The 14,138-nt window shown below is 70.5% G+C and carries 17 protein-coding genes; 7 read left to right on the plus strand and 10 right to left on the minus strand.

Annotated features, from left to right (window positions below; genetic code table 11):
* Positions 1–89 precede the first annotated feature (89 nt).
* From ACFHYQ_RS08190 to ACFHYQ_RS08200, 3 genes are all read left to right on the plus strand, one after another.
* Positions 90–641 (plus strand): hypothetical protein, encoded by a 552-nt coding sequence (locus tag ACFHYQ_RS08190; RefSeq protein ID WP_394300486.1) that lies wholly within the window; start codon positions 90–92, stop codon positions 639–641.
* Positions 642–658: 17 nt separating this feature from the next.
* On the plus strand, positions 659–1,228 hold the full coding sequence (locus ACFHYQ_RS08195; RefSeq protein ID WP_394300487.1) for a GNAT family N-acetyltransferase: 570 nt from the start codon (positions 659–661) through the stop codon (positions 1,226–1,228).
* Between the two features lie 113 nt (positions 1,229–1,341).
* The gene (locus ACFHYQ_RS08200) at positions 1,342–2,307 is read left to right on the plus strand and encodes an NUDIX domain-containing protein (protein WP_394300488.1); all 966 of its coding nucleotides are present in this window, start codon (positions 1,342–1,344) and stop codon (positions 2,305–2,307) included.
* Between the two features lie 3 nt (positions 2,308–2,310).
* Here ACFHYQ_RS08200 and ACFHYQ_RS08205 read toward each other — a convergent pair whose 3' ends face one another.
* On the minus strand, positions 2,311–2,550 hold the full coding sequence (locus tag ACFHYQ_RS08205) for a hypothetical protein (protein ID WP_394300489.1): 240 nt from the start codon (positions 2,548–2,550) through the stop codon (positions 2,311–2,313).
* Positions 2,551–2,664: 114 nt separating this feature from the next.
* Between ACFHYQ_RS08205 and ACFHYQ_RS08210 the strand changes: the two genes are divergently transcribed.
* Both ACFHYQ_RS08210 and ACFHYQ_RS08215 read left to right on the plus strand, forming a co-directional pair.
* Positions 2,665–2,898, plus strand: coding sequence for a FitA-like ribbon-helix-helix domain-containing protein (locus tag ACFHYQ_RS08210; RefSeq protein ID WP_394300490.1), 234 nt, complete (start codon positions 2,665–2,667; stop codon positions 2,896–2,898).
* Positions 2,895–3,284, plus strand: coding sequence for a type II toxin-antitoxin system VapC family toxin (locus ACFHYQ_RS08215; protein WP_394300491.1), 390 nt, complete (start codon positions 2,895–2,897; stop codon positions 3,282–3,284). The genes ACFHYQ_RS08210 and ACFHYQ_RS08215 overlap by 4 nt, the downstream gene beginning before the upstream one ends.
* On the opposite strand, the gene ACFHYQ_RS08220 is transcribed toward ACFHYQ_RS08215, so the two are convergent.
* The gene (locus ACFHYQ_RS08220; RefSeq protein WP_394300492.1) at positions 3,274–3,435 is read right to left on the minus strand and encodes a hypothetical protein; all 162 of its coding nucleotides are present in this window, start codon (positions 3,433–3,435) and stop codon (positions 3,274–3,276) included. The two genes, ACFHYQ_RS08215 and ACFHYQ_RS08220, sit on opposite strands and share 11 nt — an antisense overlap.
* Positions 3,436–3,753: 318 nt before the next feature.
* Here ACFHYQ_RS08220 and ACFHYQ_RS08225 point away from each other — a divergent pair, with 318 nt between their 5' ends.
* Positions 3,754–4,077 (plus strand): AbrB/MazE/SpoVT family DNA-binding domain-containing protein, encoded by a 324-nt coding sequence (locus tag ACFHYQ_RS08225; protein ID WP_394300493.1) that lies wholly within the window; start codon positions 3,754–3,756, stop codon positions 4,075–4,077.
* Positions 4,074–4,385, plus strand: coding sequence for a hypothetical protein (locus ACFHYQ_RS08230; RefSeq protein ID WP_394300494.1), 312 nt, complete (start codon positions 4,074–4,076; stop codon positions 4,383–4,385). Before ACFHYQ_RS08225 ends, ACFHYQ_RS08230 begins: the two co-directional genes overlap by 4 nt.
* Here ACFHYQ_RS08230 and ACFHYQ_RS08235 read toward each other — a convergent pair.
* The 8 genes from ACFHYQ_RS08235 to ACFHYQ_RS08270 all read right to left on the minus strand — a co-directional run bounded on the left by ACFHYQ_RS08235 (position 4,370) and on the right by ACFHYQ_RS08270 (position 14,111).
* The gene (locus ACFHYQ_RS08235) at positions 4,370–4,678 is read right to left on the minus strand and encodes a pilus assembly protein TadG-related protein (protein WP_394300495.1); all 309 of its coding nucleotides are present in this window, start codon (positions 4,676–4,678) and stop codon (positions 4,370–4,372) included. The two genes, ACFHYQ_RS08230 and ACFHYQ_RS08235, sit on opposite strands and share 16 nt — an antisense overlap.
* 183 nt (positions 4,679–4,861) lie before the next feature.
* Complete coding sequence (locus tag ACFHYQ_RS08240) at positions 4,862–5,488, minus strand: RraA family protein (protein WP_394300496.1); 627 nt, start codon at positions 5,486–5,488, stop codon at positions 4,862–4,864.
* A gap of 7 nt (positions 5,489–5,495) precedes the next feature.
* Positions 5,496–6,992, minus strand: coding sequence for a class I adenylate-forming enzyme family protein (locus ACFHYQ_RS08245; RefSeq protein WP_394300497.1), 1,497 nt, complete (start codon positions 6,990–6,992; stop codon positions 5,496–5,498).
* Complete coding sequence (locus ACFHYQ_RS08250; RefSeq protein WP_394300498.1) at positions 6,989–8,563, minus strand: hydantoinase B/oxoprolinase family protein; 1,575 nt, start codon at positions 8,561–8,563, stop codon at positions 6,989–6,991. The genes ACFHYQ_RS08245 and ACFHYQ_RS08250 overlap by 4 nt, the downstream gene beginning before the upstream one ends.
* Complete coding sequence (locus tag ACFHYQ_RS08255; protein WP_394300499.1) at positions 8,563–10,635, minus strand: hydantoinase/oxoprolinase family protein; 2,073 nt, start codon at positions 10,633–10,635, stop codon at positions 8,563–8,565. The genes ACFHYQ_RS08250 and ACFHYQ_RS08255 overlap by 1 nt, the downstream gene beginning before the upstream one ends.
* Positions 10,628–11,506 (minus strand): 2-oxoacid:ferredoxin oxidoreductase subunit beta, encoded by an 879-nt coding sequence (locus tag ACFHYQ_RS08260; RefSeq protein WP_394300500.1) that lies wholly within the window; start codon positions 11,504–11,506, stop codon positions 10,628–10,630. The genes ACFHYQ_RS08255 and ACFHYQ_RS08260 overlap by 8 nt, the downstream gene beginning before the upstream one ends.
* Entirely contained in the window at positions 11,503–13,332 is a 1,830-nt protein-coding gene (locus ACFHYQ_RS08265) for a 2-oxoacid:acceptor oxidoreductase subunit alpha (RefSeq protein WP_394300501.1), read from the minus strand. Before ACFHYQ_RS08265 ends, ACFHYQ_RS08260 begins: the two co-directional genes overlap by 4 nt.
* Positions 13,333–13,337: 5 nt before the next feature.
* Entirely contained in the window at positions 13,338–14,111 is a 774-nt protein-coding gene (locus tag ACFHYQ_RS08270; RefSeq protein ID WP_394300502.1) for a class I fructose-bisphosphate aldolase, read from the minus strand.
* Between the last annotated feature and the right edge of the window lie 27 nt (positions 14,112–14,138).

The following is a 14,138-nucleotide window of genomic DNA, read 5'->3' on the forward strand; positions in this document are numbered from 1 at the left end:
GCCTCGCTTCCCATCGGTCTTCGATCAGGAGTTCTCCTTCCTGGGGACCGGCAAGGGAATACTTCGGCACCGATGTCCTGAGAGGCCTGGTGCAGGGCCTCGACGAGTTCGCTGCCGACCCCGACAGGCGCTGGGAGCAGTATCGATCCTTAGGGCCCGCACTTCTCGGCTGCGTCCCATGGCTGGACGATCCCGAACTGCTCGACCGCATCTTGACCTTCCCCTCGTCCTGCGTGCTGATCACTAAGCCGGAGCTGAAGGAGCAGGATCGGGAGAGCTTCCAGGAGTTCAAACGGAAGGTCGAGCAAGGGCCGGGATTCCCGGCGGAGGCCTTCGCCGAACTGACCGGCCTGGACTATCGCGTCGACGGTCGACCACCCGTGATCGGGCCCTACTCGCCCAGGCCACAGGTGGTCATTAACTACCGGGCCCGCCTCGCCTCGGCGACCTCGGCCACAGGCGACCACCAGGCCGCGATCCAGGAGGGGACGGCCATCCTGCCCGACCTGGGCGGGCGGCTCACATCGGTACGGGTGCTGGATGAGCTGCGCCCCGTACGAAAGGCAGCCCAAGCCCTGGATGAGGAGTTCTGCGAGCGCTTCGACGCGGCAGCACGCATGCTCGCCCCCATCTCCGCCTGAACCCGGAGAATGCAGCCATGGCCGGAATCGACGCGATCGCCTTCACGCACTACGACACCACCGGCGCCCGCGCCCAGCGCGACGTCGTCTCGCTGATCCACCGCGACGCCTACGCCGAACGCATCGCCACCGGCGAGACCTTCGCCGGCGACGAGGCGTTCATGACCCGCTTCGACGCCTACACCCAGCGAAACGGCTTCGACCTGGTCATGGCCTACGACGGGGACGAGCCGGTCGGCCAGGCGTGGGGCTGGCCCCTCATGCCGGACACCCGGTGGTGGGACGGGCTGGAAGCCGAGCCGGAGCCGGGATTCACCGTCGAAGACGGCAGCCGCACCTTCGCCTTCTCCGAGATCATGGTCCGGCGGGCGTGGACCGGCAGGGGCATCGCCCGCGCGCTGCACGACCACCTCCTCGCCGGCCGTCCCGAAAAGCGGGCCAGCCTCCTGGTACGGCCGGGCAACACCACCGCCTACGACGCCTACGCCCGATGGGGCTGGCGCCCGGTCGCCCGCCTCCGCCCGGGCTGGCCGGACGCGCCCTGGATGGACGTACTGATACTCCCTCTGGACAGCCCCGGAACGTAGCGGCGCGGCAGACCGGGGCGGCGCCCGGATACGTCCGGCAAGAAAGGCAGATCGGGAACGCGCTTTGCCGGCTACGGCGGGGATGGCCCGGGGCCGGCGGTTACCGTCACCCCATGTCCAAGCTGCCGCACCACCTGGTCGGCGCAGGCGTCGTGCTCCGTGACAGCGACGGCCGGGTGCTGCTGGTACGGCCCACCTACCGCTCCGACACCTGGGAGATCCCCGGTGGCGCTCTCGAGCACGGCGAATACCCCTGGGAGGCCGCCGTCCGCGAGGTGAGAGAGGAAATCGGCCTGGCCCTACGCCCGGGCAGGCTGCTGGCCGTCGACGTCGTCCCCGCCCAAAGCGACGGACAGCCCCCGCTGGTCAACTTCGTGTTCGACGGCGGCGTCCTGAGCCCGGCCGAGGCGGCCGTCACCCGCCCCTGCGACGAGGAGTTGTCGGCCGTCGCCTGGTCCACCCGCCAGGAGCGGAACGCCCGACTGGCCCCTCACATGGCGCGTCGAATCGACGCCTGCCTGCAGGCCGCCGAAACCGGCCGCACCGTCTACCTGCAGTACGGCTACGGGGCGGCGTTCCTCATGCTGCTGCTCGCGGCGCCGCGGTCGCCCCGGCCGCGGGCGGGGAAGGAGGTCGACTTGTGGGCGGCGGCCGTCGTGGCTGCGGCGCGGGCGCCGGTCCGGCTCTCCCTCATGTCTCCGGGAGAGACCGGCACCTCATTCGGGTGGACCGCCTACACCGCGCCCCGTTCCCTGTGGAGCGATCCCGCGCTCTGGGGGTGCAAGGCCGACAGTGACGGCCTGCTGGTCGTTCTCGTCACCCTGGCCGCCACGGCGAGCGGCGTCCTGGCCGGCAGGATGCGGCGCCGTCTCACCCTGGCGATCGGGGCACTCCTCATCCTCGCGGCCTTCGAGGCGTACGTCCCGGCCGTGATCCTGCTGGACGCCGACAAGCTCAGGCAGGAGCCCCAGTTGGACGCGAGCATGCTGATCCGCTGGCACCTGGTCGTCGCGGCGGCGCTGGTCGCCACCGCCGCCTTCGTCGTACGGCCGGCCGCTCATCCCAGCACCGCGCCATAGCGGTCACCATCCGTGCCGAGGCTCCCTGATGCTCGCGTCGGACTGCCCCGGAAGGTCACCGCGCAGCCGTACGGGCTGAGCCTGGCCCGGGGGCATTGCCGACACCGTGACCTGGGTGAGCAACTGGTCCGCGGCCTGGCGGGCGGCGGCCGCCTGGGCCGCCTGCTGCCGGGCCTGGCGCAGGTCGGCGACCGAGGCGACGAGGGAGGCCAGGGCGCCGACCAGGGCCACACCGGCGAGCATCGTGTCCCGATCTCCTCGTGCGAGTAGGACTCGTGGTCGAGCGCCCAAACGAGCCGGCAACGATAGCCCGATACCGATTGCATGCAATGCATACAAACACATACTATTGCCACCATGATGTTGGTTCAGGTTCGTGACGTGTCCGAAGCCACCGTGAACGCGCTCAAGGCGCAGGCCGCAGAGCGTGGCCTGACCCTTACCGCATACCTCCGAGCAGAACTCGACCGGCTCGCCGCCCGGCCGACGAACGCCGAGGTGATCGAGAGAATGGCCCGCCGCGACAGACGCGGTGGACCCACGGCGGAGGACACCGTGGCAGAGATCCGGCGGATCCGCGAGGCATCGTGATCATTATCGATTCCTCCGCCATGGTCGACGCGCTGGTTGACGACCCGGTCAACCCGGCGCTTCTGGCGCTCATCGCCGACGAAGAACTACACGCGCCCGCCCTACTGGACTTCGAGGTGATCAGCGCTCTGCGCGGTCACTGCCTGGCAGGAAAGCTCGATCAGTCCCGCCTCGACGAGGCGGCCGAGGACTTCACCGCGCTGCGGATCCAGCGCTACCAGATGACAGACCTGCTTCGCCACATCCTCAACCTGAAGGACAATTTCACCACCTATGACGCGGCCTATGTCGTCCTATCGCAGGCGTTGGAATCGCCACTGATCACTTCGGACGCCAAAATGAAAGAGGCTGAGAAGATCGGGATCGACGTACGTGTCATGAGGTGACGTGGCGCATCACCGGCATCAGGACCCTCCCCTCGCGGACGGCGGTCTCCTCCAGGTCGGCGTACTCGCCGTCGTCGAGAGAGAACTGCACGACGTGGCGCCGTTTGGCACCGCGCCGCCTGCGCCGCCGCCCCTGCCTGTCCCCGTCCATCACGCCGGATGTTGGCCGTACGGCATTACCGGCGGTGTGACCACGCCACTGTGACGGAACGATTTCGGCAGCCGGGGGCCCACCCACGGGGCGTGCGGAAGGCAGGACGTCTCGTACTCCGTCGTTTCCGTGAGGCCTTCCGGCCCGCAAGGGACATGAGATGGCAACAGCCGTCCCATGTCCTGGGCAGATCGTCTACCCCTAGGCCGTTTTGGGCCTCCGGGTTCCCTGCCCAACTACGGCCGACCGGGACAGATTGCCCCATGAATGCATGTTTCATGCATTCCAGGTTTCACGGCTTCTCGATACCATGGGGTCATGGAGAAGCACCTGGGGTTCGTCGGAGTCCAGCCCCGCAACGGCACGGTGACGATCCCGGCCGAGGCGCGCCGCGCCTTCGGCCTGGACAAGGCCGGTGCGCAGGTCGAGGTCATCATCCGGGACGGCGAGATCGTGCTCGTTCCGCACGTGGCGGTGCCCGCGAGCGAGGCGTGGTTCTGGAGCCGGGGCCACCAGGCCGCGGAGCGGGAGGCCGACGCCGACCTGGCCGCGGGTCGCTACACCGACTCCGACAGCGCCGCGGAGTTCCTCGCCGACCTGGAACGCCTTACGGGTAAGGGCGACTCCGAGGCCGTGGCGTGAAGTTCCGCCGTGCCGCTGCGTTCGACCGGGACTTCACCCGGCTCCCCACCGAGCATCAGCGACTGTTCCTGAAAGCGCTTCGCGAACACGTCCTGCCCGCGATCGGCGCCGGCGCCTTCACCGGGGACCCGCCCTGGCCGGCCCGGCTCCGAGTCCACCGTCTGTCCGACACCGCGATCTACTCGATCACCTGGCACTTCTCGTCTCCCGACGGGCGAGCCACCTTCCACCTCGGGCAGAACGAGGAAGGGGAACCGATGCTGGTATGGCGCCGCATCGGAGATCACAGCATCTACGACCGGCCATAACACCACCAGCAGCGTGCCCCGGCCGGCTTCGAACGGCATGCCGCCCCACTCCCAGCCCCAACCACCCGTTGCACGACCGCGCCCGGTCGTACGGCTCCCGCCCTCGAGAGCCGGGGTAAGCATGGGCTACACATGGCGTAGGCGGTGCACCGGTCGACGTATCCGGCTCCGGCCCGGGCCGCCTCCTCCGCGATGTTGAAGGCCTCCCGTCCGGCGCGCAGCTTGGCGGTGCCGTCCCAGGCGAAGGCCGCGAGCAGCAGCATCAGCGGGCCCACCACCGCGGCGGTGAACACCGTGACCGATCCCCCGATCCCACTTCATGATCACGCTCCGCGGAACGGGTCGATGGGCGAGGTGAACGACGCCCGGACCGCCTTACTGTGCCGCAGCAGGAAGCGGGCTCGCGCCGCACGGCGAAATCCCCGGCCGCCCGCGGCCCGTGCGGACTCTCTCAGGTCGTGTGACTCGCGAGAGCGTCAGTTTCCGCATAGTCTCGCCACGACATCCGCCTTGTGCCGGTACGCCTCGGCCAGTGTCGCGCCCTGTCTCAGCGCGGCCACGACCTTCTCCTCCGCCTCGGCGTAGGTGTACGCGTCGGCCAGCACCTCCGGATCCGTCACCACGGCCACGCCGTCCCGATCCATGACGATCGTGTCGCCGTCGCGGACCGGCACCCCCGCGATCTCCAGCGGCGTACCGACGGATGCCATGTGCACCAGAGGCCCGGGGCCCGCCGTCGCCTCGTACAACGCCCACAGCGGCAGCCCGAGGCCACGTACGGCCTCCACGTCGCGGACCCCGCCCTCGACCACGGCCCCGGCCGCGCCCCGGCCGAGTGCCGCCAGCGTGAGGATTTCGCCCCACACCGCTCCCGCCGCCGCCTCGGCCCCGGCGATCACGATCACGCGTCCGCCCAGGTCCTCGTCGAGCAGCCGGTGCAGCGGCTTGAGGCCGTCCGGGCCGGGCCCCGCGGCCAGGCACACCGTACGGGCCCTGCCCTGTACGGCGGGGGCCCGGTGGATCGGCACCAGGGGTGGGCTCAGCCACCCCGTCAGCCCGCGTAGCTGGAGCACGTCCGCGATGGCGTTGGTCGGCGGGGGCACCACTGACTCACCTCTTCAAGAGAAATTTCCGTATTTTGCCGACGGAGGTTCGGGGCAGCGCCTCCACAACCTCGAAACGCACCGGCCGTTTGGACTTGGCGAGTCGCTCGGCGCACCAGCCGGCGAGATCGTCGAGGCGGGCATCACCCCGGGGCACCACGTAGGCGACCGGCACCTCATCCCTGACCGGGTCGGGCTCACCCACGACCGCCGCTTCGAACACGCCGGGGTGCCCGGCGAGCACGGCCTCGATCTCGACGACCGAGACGTTCTCCCCGGCGACCTTCAGCACGTCGCCGCCGCGCCCGGCGAAGTACACATTGCCGTCGGCGTCCACGCCGCCGCGGTCGCCGGTGACGAACCATCCGTCCCGGAAGCAGGCGGCCGTCGTCGCCGGGTCGTCCAGGTAACCGGCGAACAACGTCGTGCCGGGCTCGCCGCCGACGAGGATCTCACCGATCTCGCCGGGCTCCACGGGGAGACCGGTCGTGTCCGAGACGACCGCGACCGCGCAGCCGAGCGTGGGCCGGCCCATGGCGTGCGGGACGGGGACGACGGCCCGGTTGGTGAGAACGGCGGGGATCGTCTCGGTCATGCCGTACAGCTGGCGGGGACGGCAGCCGAGTAGAGCGGAGATCTGGTCGTACTGGTCATCGGTGAGGTTCTGGGCGTACCAGCAGTTGACCAGTCGGAGCCCCTCGACCGGGGTGCCGCCCCGGGCCAGGATCATCCGGATCGGCGCGGCGAACAGGCTGGCATGGGTCGCCTCGTGCCGCGCCGCCTGGGCCAGGAAGCCGCTGGCCGAGAACGTGTGCATCAGGGTCACGCTCGCGCCCATCGCGATGGCCGGCGCGAACGAGTAGTACTGCGCGTTGGCGTGGAACAACGGCAGCACGACGAGCTGGCGGTCATCCGGCCGGAGGGCGGATGCGGCGGCCATGACGTCTCCGGCGAAGGCGTAGTTGGCCTGTGTGACGACCACGCATTTGGGTGCGGAGGTCGTGCCGGAGGTGAACATCAGGCCGAGCGGCGCCTCCGGGGGCGGCGGCTCCTTCCACGGCGGCGGGTCTCCGGCGAGCACGTCGAGCGTCACGTCCGCCTCGGACACCTCCACGACGGAGACCCCGCTCTGGGCGGCCGCCGCGCGGAAGACCTCCGCGCGATCCGGCGCGCAGACGCCCAGGACGGCGGCCGTGCGCCGCATGTGGGCGGCGAGCTCGGGTGCCGTCGAGGACGGGTCGGAGGGGACCATGGCCGCTCCCAGCTTGGCGCAGGCCAGCCAGATCGCGACGAATGCCGGGGAGTTGCGCAGCGCGAGGCTCACGCGGGAGCCGTACGACACCCCCCGGGCCCGCAGCCCGCCCGCCACCCGGTCGGCCAGGGCGTCGAACTCGGCGTACGTCCACCGGGTCACGGACCCGTCCGGGCCTTCCCAGATCAGGAAGGGATGGCCCGGACGGGCCGCGACCGCGTCTCGCCAGCGGGCGGCGAACGTGACGGTCATGCCGATGCGCTCTCCGCGGCCACGCCGTACCCGCCGCCGCCCGGCAGTTCGAGCCGGACCACGTCGCCCGGCTGCAGGGTGATGCGGGCCTGGGTGCGGACCGGCTCGCCGTTGACCAGGAAACGGCCGGTGGCGCCCGGCCCGCCGCCGAAGACGCCGAGCGGGCCACGAGCCAGGCGGCTGGTCACCGCATTGAGCGTCCAGGGTGCCTTGGTGTCCACGGTGAACTCGATGGTCTGGCCGAGCCCGCCGGTGTGGCGGCCCCGGCCGCCCGAGTCTCGGCGCAGTTCCTTGCGGAGGAACCGGATCGGGGCCGAACCTTCGACGACCTCGATCGGCACCGCGGCGACCCCGGTGGGATAGGAGGTCGCCGACAGGCCCGGCTTGGCGGCGCGCGCCCCGACGCCGCCCGCGTAGGTGAACATCGCGGTGATGAACGGCCGGCCGTCGTCGTGCTGCCCGCTGACCTGCATCGTCCACACCGCCGCCGAGCCCTCCGCCATCACCGCGTCCGGCAGCACCTTGGACATGGCCTGCAGCAGCGGCATCGGCAGGAACATGCCGACGACGTGCCGTGCCGTACACGGGCTCGGCGGTACGGCGTTCACGATGCTGCCCTCCGGGGCCTCCACGCGGATCGGGGCGAGCGAGCCCGCGTTGTTGGGGATCTCCGGGTTGAGCAGGCTGCGCAGCGTGAACGTGGTGTAGGCGTGGGTGTAGTTCTTCACCACGTTGATGCCGTACGGGCTGGCGCCCGAGGAGCCCGCGTAGTCCACGAGGATCTCGCCGCGCTCGGCGTCGATCGTCACCGCGACCTGGATCGTGATCTCCGAGCCGTCGGCCAGGTCGAGCACCGAGGTCGCCTCGTAGCGTCCGCCGGGCAGCGCCTTGATGGCCCGCCGGGTGGCGTCCTCGGAGCGCTCGATGACCACGTCGGCGAGGTCCTCGATGTCGTCGAGTCGGTAACCGTCGAGCAGCGCGTGCAGCCGCTGGGCGCCGACCTCGCCCGAGGCCATCTGCGCGTGCAGGTCACCCGCCATGTGCGTGGGCTGGCGCACGTTGGCCAGGATGAAGTCCCACACCGGGGTGTTGCGCTCACCCCTCACCATCAGTTTCGTGATCGGGATCCACAGGCCCTCCTCGAAGACGTCCCTGGCGCCCGCCCCGATGCCGTAGCCGCCGACGTCGGTGTGGTGGATCGTCGAGCCGAAGAACGCGATCACACGGCCGTGGCGGAAAACCGGGACCAGCACGGTCACGTCGAGCAGTTGCCCCGCGGTCTTGTACGGGTCGTTGGTGATCAGCACGTCGCCCGGTTCGAGGGAGTCCACCGGGTGCCTGTCGAGGATGTTGCGCGCGGCGATGGCCAGGGAGTTGATGTGGCCGGGCGTGCCGGTCACGGCCTGGGCGACCATCCGGCCGCGCCGGTCGAACAGCGCGTTGGCCAGGTCCCCGGCCTCGCGCACGATCGGGCTGAACGCCGCCCGCTGCAGCGCCCTGGCCTGCTCGTTCACGGTCGAGACGAGCGAGCCCCAGAGCACTTCGAGCTCGATCGCGTCAAAGGTCCTCACTAGATCTCCCGGGTGGCGATGATGGAGCCGTCGGCGGACACCTCGCAGGTCCAGCCGTCGGGCACGACGGAGGTGGTCTCGCGTTCCTCGATGAGCGCGGGGCCGCTGAAGCGGTCGCCGGCGCCGAGGGAGGCCCGGCGGTAGACGGGGACCTCACGGGGCGGTTCGCCGCGGCGGAAGCGGGCCAGGCGGGTGCCGTACGGCGTCGCCGTGCCCGAACCGGCCGGCAGGGTGGGCACCTCGAACGGCGGTGCGTCCGACCAGGCGGCGACGCGCCAGGTCACGACCTCCACGTCCACGTCCGGGATGCGCAGGCCGTACACCCGCTCGTACGCCTGGTGGAAGCGCTCGGCGGTCTCCTCCGAGGTGACCGGCCACGCGTCGCCCTCGCCGACCCAGACGGTGATCTCGTTGCCCTGGCCGGCGTAGCGGGCGTCGAGGCCGTAGCGGAACCGCACGTTCTCGATGTCGGCCCCCGCCGCGGCGAGGATGCGGCGGCCCTCGTCGCGCATCTCGTCGAGCAGCGCGTCGCGGTCCCCGTCCGCGGCGGCGTTCAGCACCCGGACCATGCTGCGGGCCAGGTCGATGCGGACCGGGCTGACCAGTGTGCCGAATGCCGACAGCACGCTCGCGTTCACCGGGAAGATCACCCGGGGGGCTTCCAGCAGGGCGGCGACCCCGCAGGCGTGTACGGGACCGGCGCCGCCGAACGCGATCAGTGAGACGCCGCGCAGGTCGATGCCGCGTTCGACGGCGTGCATGCGCGCCGCGGCGGCCATGTTCTGGTTGATGACCTCGTAGACGCCCACTGCGGCCTCGTCGACGCCGGTTCCCATGCCGTCGGCGAGCGGCTGGAACGCCTGGCGCGCCCGCTCCAGGTCGAGCGGCATCTCACCGCCGAGGAAGTAGGCCGGGTCGAGCAGCCCCATGACCAGGTCGGCGTCCGTGGTGGCGGGAGTGGTGCCGCCCCGGGCGTAGGCCACCGGGCCCGGGTCCGCGCCGGCCGAGTCGGGTCCGACCTTGAGCAGGCCGAGGTCGTCGATGCGGGCCAGGCTGCCGCCGCCCGCCCCGATCTCCACCAGGTCCACCGACGGCACCGAGCAGGGGTAGCCCGAGCCCTTCTTGAACCGGTAGACGCGGGCGACCTCGAACTCGTTGGTCAGCTCGGGCTGGTACTCCTCGATCAGGCAGGACTTGGCCGTGGTGCCGCCCAGGTCGAAGCAGAACAGCCGCTCCTCTGCGAGCCGCCGGGCGTACCAGACCCCTGCCAGCGCGCCCGCCGCCGGGCCCGACTCCACCAGCCGGATCGGCACCTTGCGCGCGTCGGCCGCCGAGATCACGCCGCCGTTGGAGAGCATCATCAGCACCGAGGCGCCGAACCCACTGTCGCGCAGCCAGCGCTCCAGCTCCTCCAGGTAGGGGCCGATCACCGGCATGGTCGCCGCGTTGCAGGCCGTGGTGATCATCCGGGGGTACTCGCGGATCTGCGGACTCACCTCATAGGAGGCGCAGACCGGCACACCGAGCCGTTTGGCCAGGCCCTCGGCGACCAGCCGCTCGTTGTCTGCATTGGCATAAGAGTTGAGCAGGCAGACCGCGACGGCCTCGACGCCGCTCATCCGCCGCGCCAGCACGTCGAGTTCGTCCTCGCCCGGCGCGAGGCGTACCTCCCCGGTGGCGGTCGTGCGCTCGTCGATCTCGAAGACCAGCTCGCGCGGGATGGGCGAGGCCGGGAACTCGATCTGCATGTCGTACATGTCGTAGCGGTGCTCGGTGCGGATCTCCAGCGTGTCGCCGAAACCCTTGGTGGTGACGAGCGCCGCGCGGCCGGTCTTGCCCTCGATGAGCGCGTTGGTGATCAGTGTGGTCGCGTGGACGATGGGCCGGGTGATGTCACTCGGCTCGATCCCGGCCTTGGCGAGCGCCGAGGTCACGCCGTCCCGCACGCCGCCGAGCGGAGCCGAGGGCGTGGTCAGCGTCTTCTCCACGACCACTCGCCCGGAATCGGCGTCCAGCAGGACGATGTCGGTAAAGGTGCCGCCGATGTCGACGGCGAGTCTCCAGTCAGTCACTCCTTGCGTTCCCCTCGGTGATGGTCCAGGTGTCGGGACCGGTGAGCAGGGCGGCGAGGTCGCCCTCGCCGTGGATCTGTACGGCCCGGCCGAGCTGCTCGGCCATGAGCTCGTCATAGGAAGGCCGGTCGACGTCGCGGAAGACGCCGATCGGGGTGGGGTCGTCCATGCGGGAGAGCGCGAACGCCTCAGCGAGGTCGTCGGTGGGCTCGACGTGCCGGAACAGGTCGTTCCGCTTGAGTTCGTCGAAAGCGCCGTCGTTGAAGATGGGGCAGTTCTGGTAGATCTCCACGAACGAGGTGCCGCGGTGGGCGGCGGCCCGGCGCAACACGCTCTGCAGGTGCCTGCGATCGGAGTCGATCGTGCGTGCGACGAAGGTGGCCTCGGCACCGAGGGCGAGGGAGATCGGGTTGAGCGGCCGGTCAATGGACCCTATAGGCGTTGATTTCGTGATTTTCCCAATTTCGGAGGTCGGGGAATACTGGCCCTTGGTCAGCCCGTAGATCCGGTTGTTGAACAGCAGGATGTTCAGGTTGACGTTGCGGCGCAGCGCGTGGATCAGGTGGTTACCGCCGATCGAGAGCCCGTCGCCGTCACCGGTGATCACCCAGACCGACAGATCCGGGCGGGATGCCGCCAGGCCCGTGGCGATCGCCGGGGCGCGGCCGTGGATCGAGTGGAAGCCGTAGGTGTTCAGGTAGTAGGGGAAGCGGGAGGAGCACCCGATGCCCGAGACGAACACGATGCGCTCCCGGGGGACGCCCAACTCGGGCAGGAAGCCCTGCACCGCGGCGAGGATCGCGTAGTCCCCGCAGCCGGGGCACCACCGCACCTCCTGGTCGGACTTGAAATCCTTCGCCGTGAGGGTCACGACGCGATCACCTCCTCGATGACCGTGGCCAGCTCCTCGGCCTTGAACGGCAGGCCCCTGACACGGTTGTAGGAGATCGCGTCCACCAGGTACCGGCCCCGTAGCAGCAGGGCGAGCTGGCCGAGGTTGAGCTCGGGGACCAGCACCCGGTCGTAGGCCCGCAGCACGTCGCCGGTGTTGGCGGGGAAGGGGTTGAGGTGCCGCAGGTGAGCCTGGGCGACCTTGCCCCCGGCCTTCCTGACCCTGCGCACGGCCGCCGCGATCGGGCCGTAGGTCGACCCCCAGCCGAGCACGAGCACCCGGGCGTCGCCGTCGGGGTCGTCCACGGCCAGGTCGGGCACGTCGATACCGTCGATCTTGGCCTGGCGCAGCCGTACCATCCGCTCGTGGTTGTCCGGATCGTAGGAGATGTTCCCGGTGCCGTCGGCCTTCTCGATGCCGCCGATCCGGTGTTCGAGGCCGGGGGTTCCGGGGACCGCCCAGGGCCGGGCCAAGGTGTCGGGGTCGCGGGAGAACGGCAGGAAATCGTCAACTTGCGGTGCCGCAAATTCGACGGAAATATCCGGCAACTCATTTATGTGCGGGATGCGCCAGGGTTCGGAGCCGTTGGCCAGGTAGCCGTCCGAGAGCAGCAGCACCGGCGTGCGGTACTTCAGCGCGATCCTGGCCGCCTCCAGCGCCGCGTCGAAGCAGTCGCTCGGCGATTTCGCGGCGACCACCGGGAGCGGTGACTCTCCGTTCCGGCCGAACAGGGCCATCAGCAGGTCCGCCTGCTCGGTCTTGGTCGGCATGCCGGTCGAGGGCCCGGCCCGCTGCACATCCACGACGACGAGCGGCAGTTCCACGGCCACGCCCAGGCCGATCGTCTCGGCCTTCAGCGCCACGCCCGGCCCCGAGGTCACGGTGACCCCGAGGGCGCCGCCGTATGACGCACCGAGGGACGCGCCGACCCCGGCGATCTCGTCCTCGGCCTGGAAGGTGCGCACGCCGAAGCTCTTGTGCCTGGACAGCTCGTGGAGGATGTCGGAGGCCGGGGTGATCGGGTACGCGCCGAGGAAGAGCGGCAGCCCGCTTCGACGTGACGCCGCGATCAGGCCGTACGCCAGGGCGACATTTCCGGAAATGTTGCGATAACGGCCAGCGGGCAGCGGCGCCGTCCTGACCTGGTAGGAGACCGCGAAGTCCTCGGTCGTCTCCCCGAAGTTCCAGCCCGCCCGGAACGCCGCGATGTTGGCGTCCCGCACGTCGATCCTGCTCGCGAACTTGCGTTCCAGGAACTCGACCGTGGCGGTGACCGGCCGGCCGAAGAGCCAGGACAGCAGGCCCAGCGCGAACATGTTCTTCGCCCGTGCGGCGTCCTTGCGGGACAGCCCGTAGGCCTGCACCGCCCCCACCGTGAGCGAGGTCAGATCGAGTGCGTGTACGGCGTAGCCGTCCAGCGATCCGTCCTCCAGGGGATTCGCCGGGTATCCGGCCTTGGCGAGGTTCCGCGTGGTGAACTCGAAGGTGTCCACGATGATCCGTGCGCCGCGTGGCAGTTCCGTGAGGTTGGCTCTGAGAGCGGCCGGGTTCAACGCCACCAGCACGTCGGGCGCGTCGCCCGGGGTGAGGATGTCGTGGTCGGCGAAGTGGAGCTGGAAGCTGGAGACGCCGGGAAGGGTCCCGGCGGGGGCGCGGATCTCCGCCGGGAAGTCGGGGAACGTCGCCAGGTCATTGCCGAAGCGCGCGGTTTCGGAAGCGAACCGGCCGCCGGTGAGCTGTATCCCGTCCCCTGAGTCGCCCGCGAACCGAATGATCACCCGGTCGAGCTGCTGGACCTGCTTCATCGCCGTCAAGCCCCGTGCACGGCCTCGCGCAGCCGCTCCACCAGCTGCCGCGGCTTTTCCGATCCCCAGACGTTGCGGCCGAAGGCCACACCCGCCGCACCCGCCTCGACCACGCCGCGGGCGAGCGCCACGACATCGTCCTCGGTCTTCATCTTCGGGCCGCCGAGCGCCACGACCGGGACCGGGCAGGCCGCCACGACGGCCGCGAACTCCTCGGTCGGTCCGGGGCAGACGGTCTTGACGATATCCGCGCCCAGCTCTGCGCCGATGCGCGCGGCCCGGGCGACGTTCTCGACCGTCCACGGGACGGCCTGGCCCCAGCCGCCGGGGATCATCTCGGCCATGACCGGCAGGCCGAGCATCTCGGCCTCCGAGCAGAGACGGGCGAGCCGGGTCAGCGACAGATCCTCGTCGGGCGCGCCGGGGAACGCGAGCACGACCAGGCAGTCGGCACCGGCCTTCAATGCCTCCTCGGGGCGGTGCAGGATCTGGTTGGAATCGCCCGCCCCGCGCTCGCCGAGTTCGGAGGAGCCGCCGTCCACCCGGAGCACGAGCCCCGACTGGGCGAAGACACTGGCGTGGGCGCGGGCGAGGTGCCAGGTGGCCAGCACGCCGTCGGGCCGTCCGGCCGCGATCTCGTGCAGGGGCTCGCCGAGCGGCGGGCCCTCTCCCATGTACGCCGCGTGGTCGATCGCGACGAAGACGCTGCGGCCGTCGGCGCCGAACATGCGGCGCATGCGGCGGAGCTTGCCCGCCCCGATGGCGGAGGCGTTGAGCAAGGCTGGATTTCCTTTCTCAGGAGGGGC

The sequence above is a fragment of the Sphaerimonospora cavernae genome (assembly GCF_042435035.1).
In the GTDB taxonomy this organism is placed as follows: Bacteria; Actinomycetota; Actinomycetes; order Streptosporangiales; family Streptosporangiaceae; genus Sphaerimonospora; species Sphaerimonospora cavernae.

Coding starts and splice junctions, on each gene's coding strand:
- ACFHYQ_RS08195 (WP_394300487.1), top strand. CDS start 659: ATGGCCGGAATCGACGCGATCGCCTTCACGCACTACGACACCACCGGC.
- ACFHYQ_RS08200 (WP_394300488.1), top strand. CDS start 1,342: ATGTCCAAGCTGCCGCACCACCTGGTCGGCGCAGGCGTCGTGCTCCGT.
- ACFHYQ_RS08205 (WP_394300489.1), bottom strand. CDS start 2,550: ATGCTCGCCGGTGTGGCCCTGGTCGGCGCCCTGGCCTCCCTCGTCGCC.
- ACFHYQ_RS08210 (WP_394300490.1), top strand. CDS start 2,665: ATGATGTTGGTTCAGGTTCGTGACGTGTCCGAAGCCACCGTGAACGCG.
- ACFHYQ_RS08220 (WP_394300492.1), bottom strand. CDS start 3,435: ATGGACGGGGACAGGCAGGGGCGGCGGCGCAGGCGGCGCGGTGCCAAA.
- ACFHYQ_RS08225 (WP_394300493.1), top strand. CDS start 3,754: ATGGAGAAGCACCTGGGGTTCGTCGGAGTCCAGCCCCGCAACGGCACG.
- ACFHYQ_RS08245 (WP_394300497.1), bottom strand. CDS start 6,992: ATGACCGTCACGTTCGCCGCCCGCTGGCGAGACGCGGTCGCGGCCCGT.
- ACFHYQ_RS08265 (WP_394300501.1), bottom strand. CDS start 13,332: ATGAAGCAGGTCCAGCAGCTCGACCGGGTGATCATTCGGTTCGCGGGC.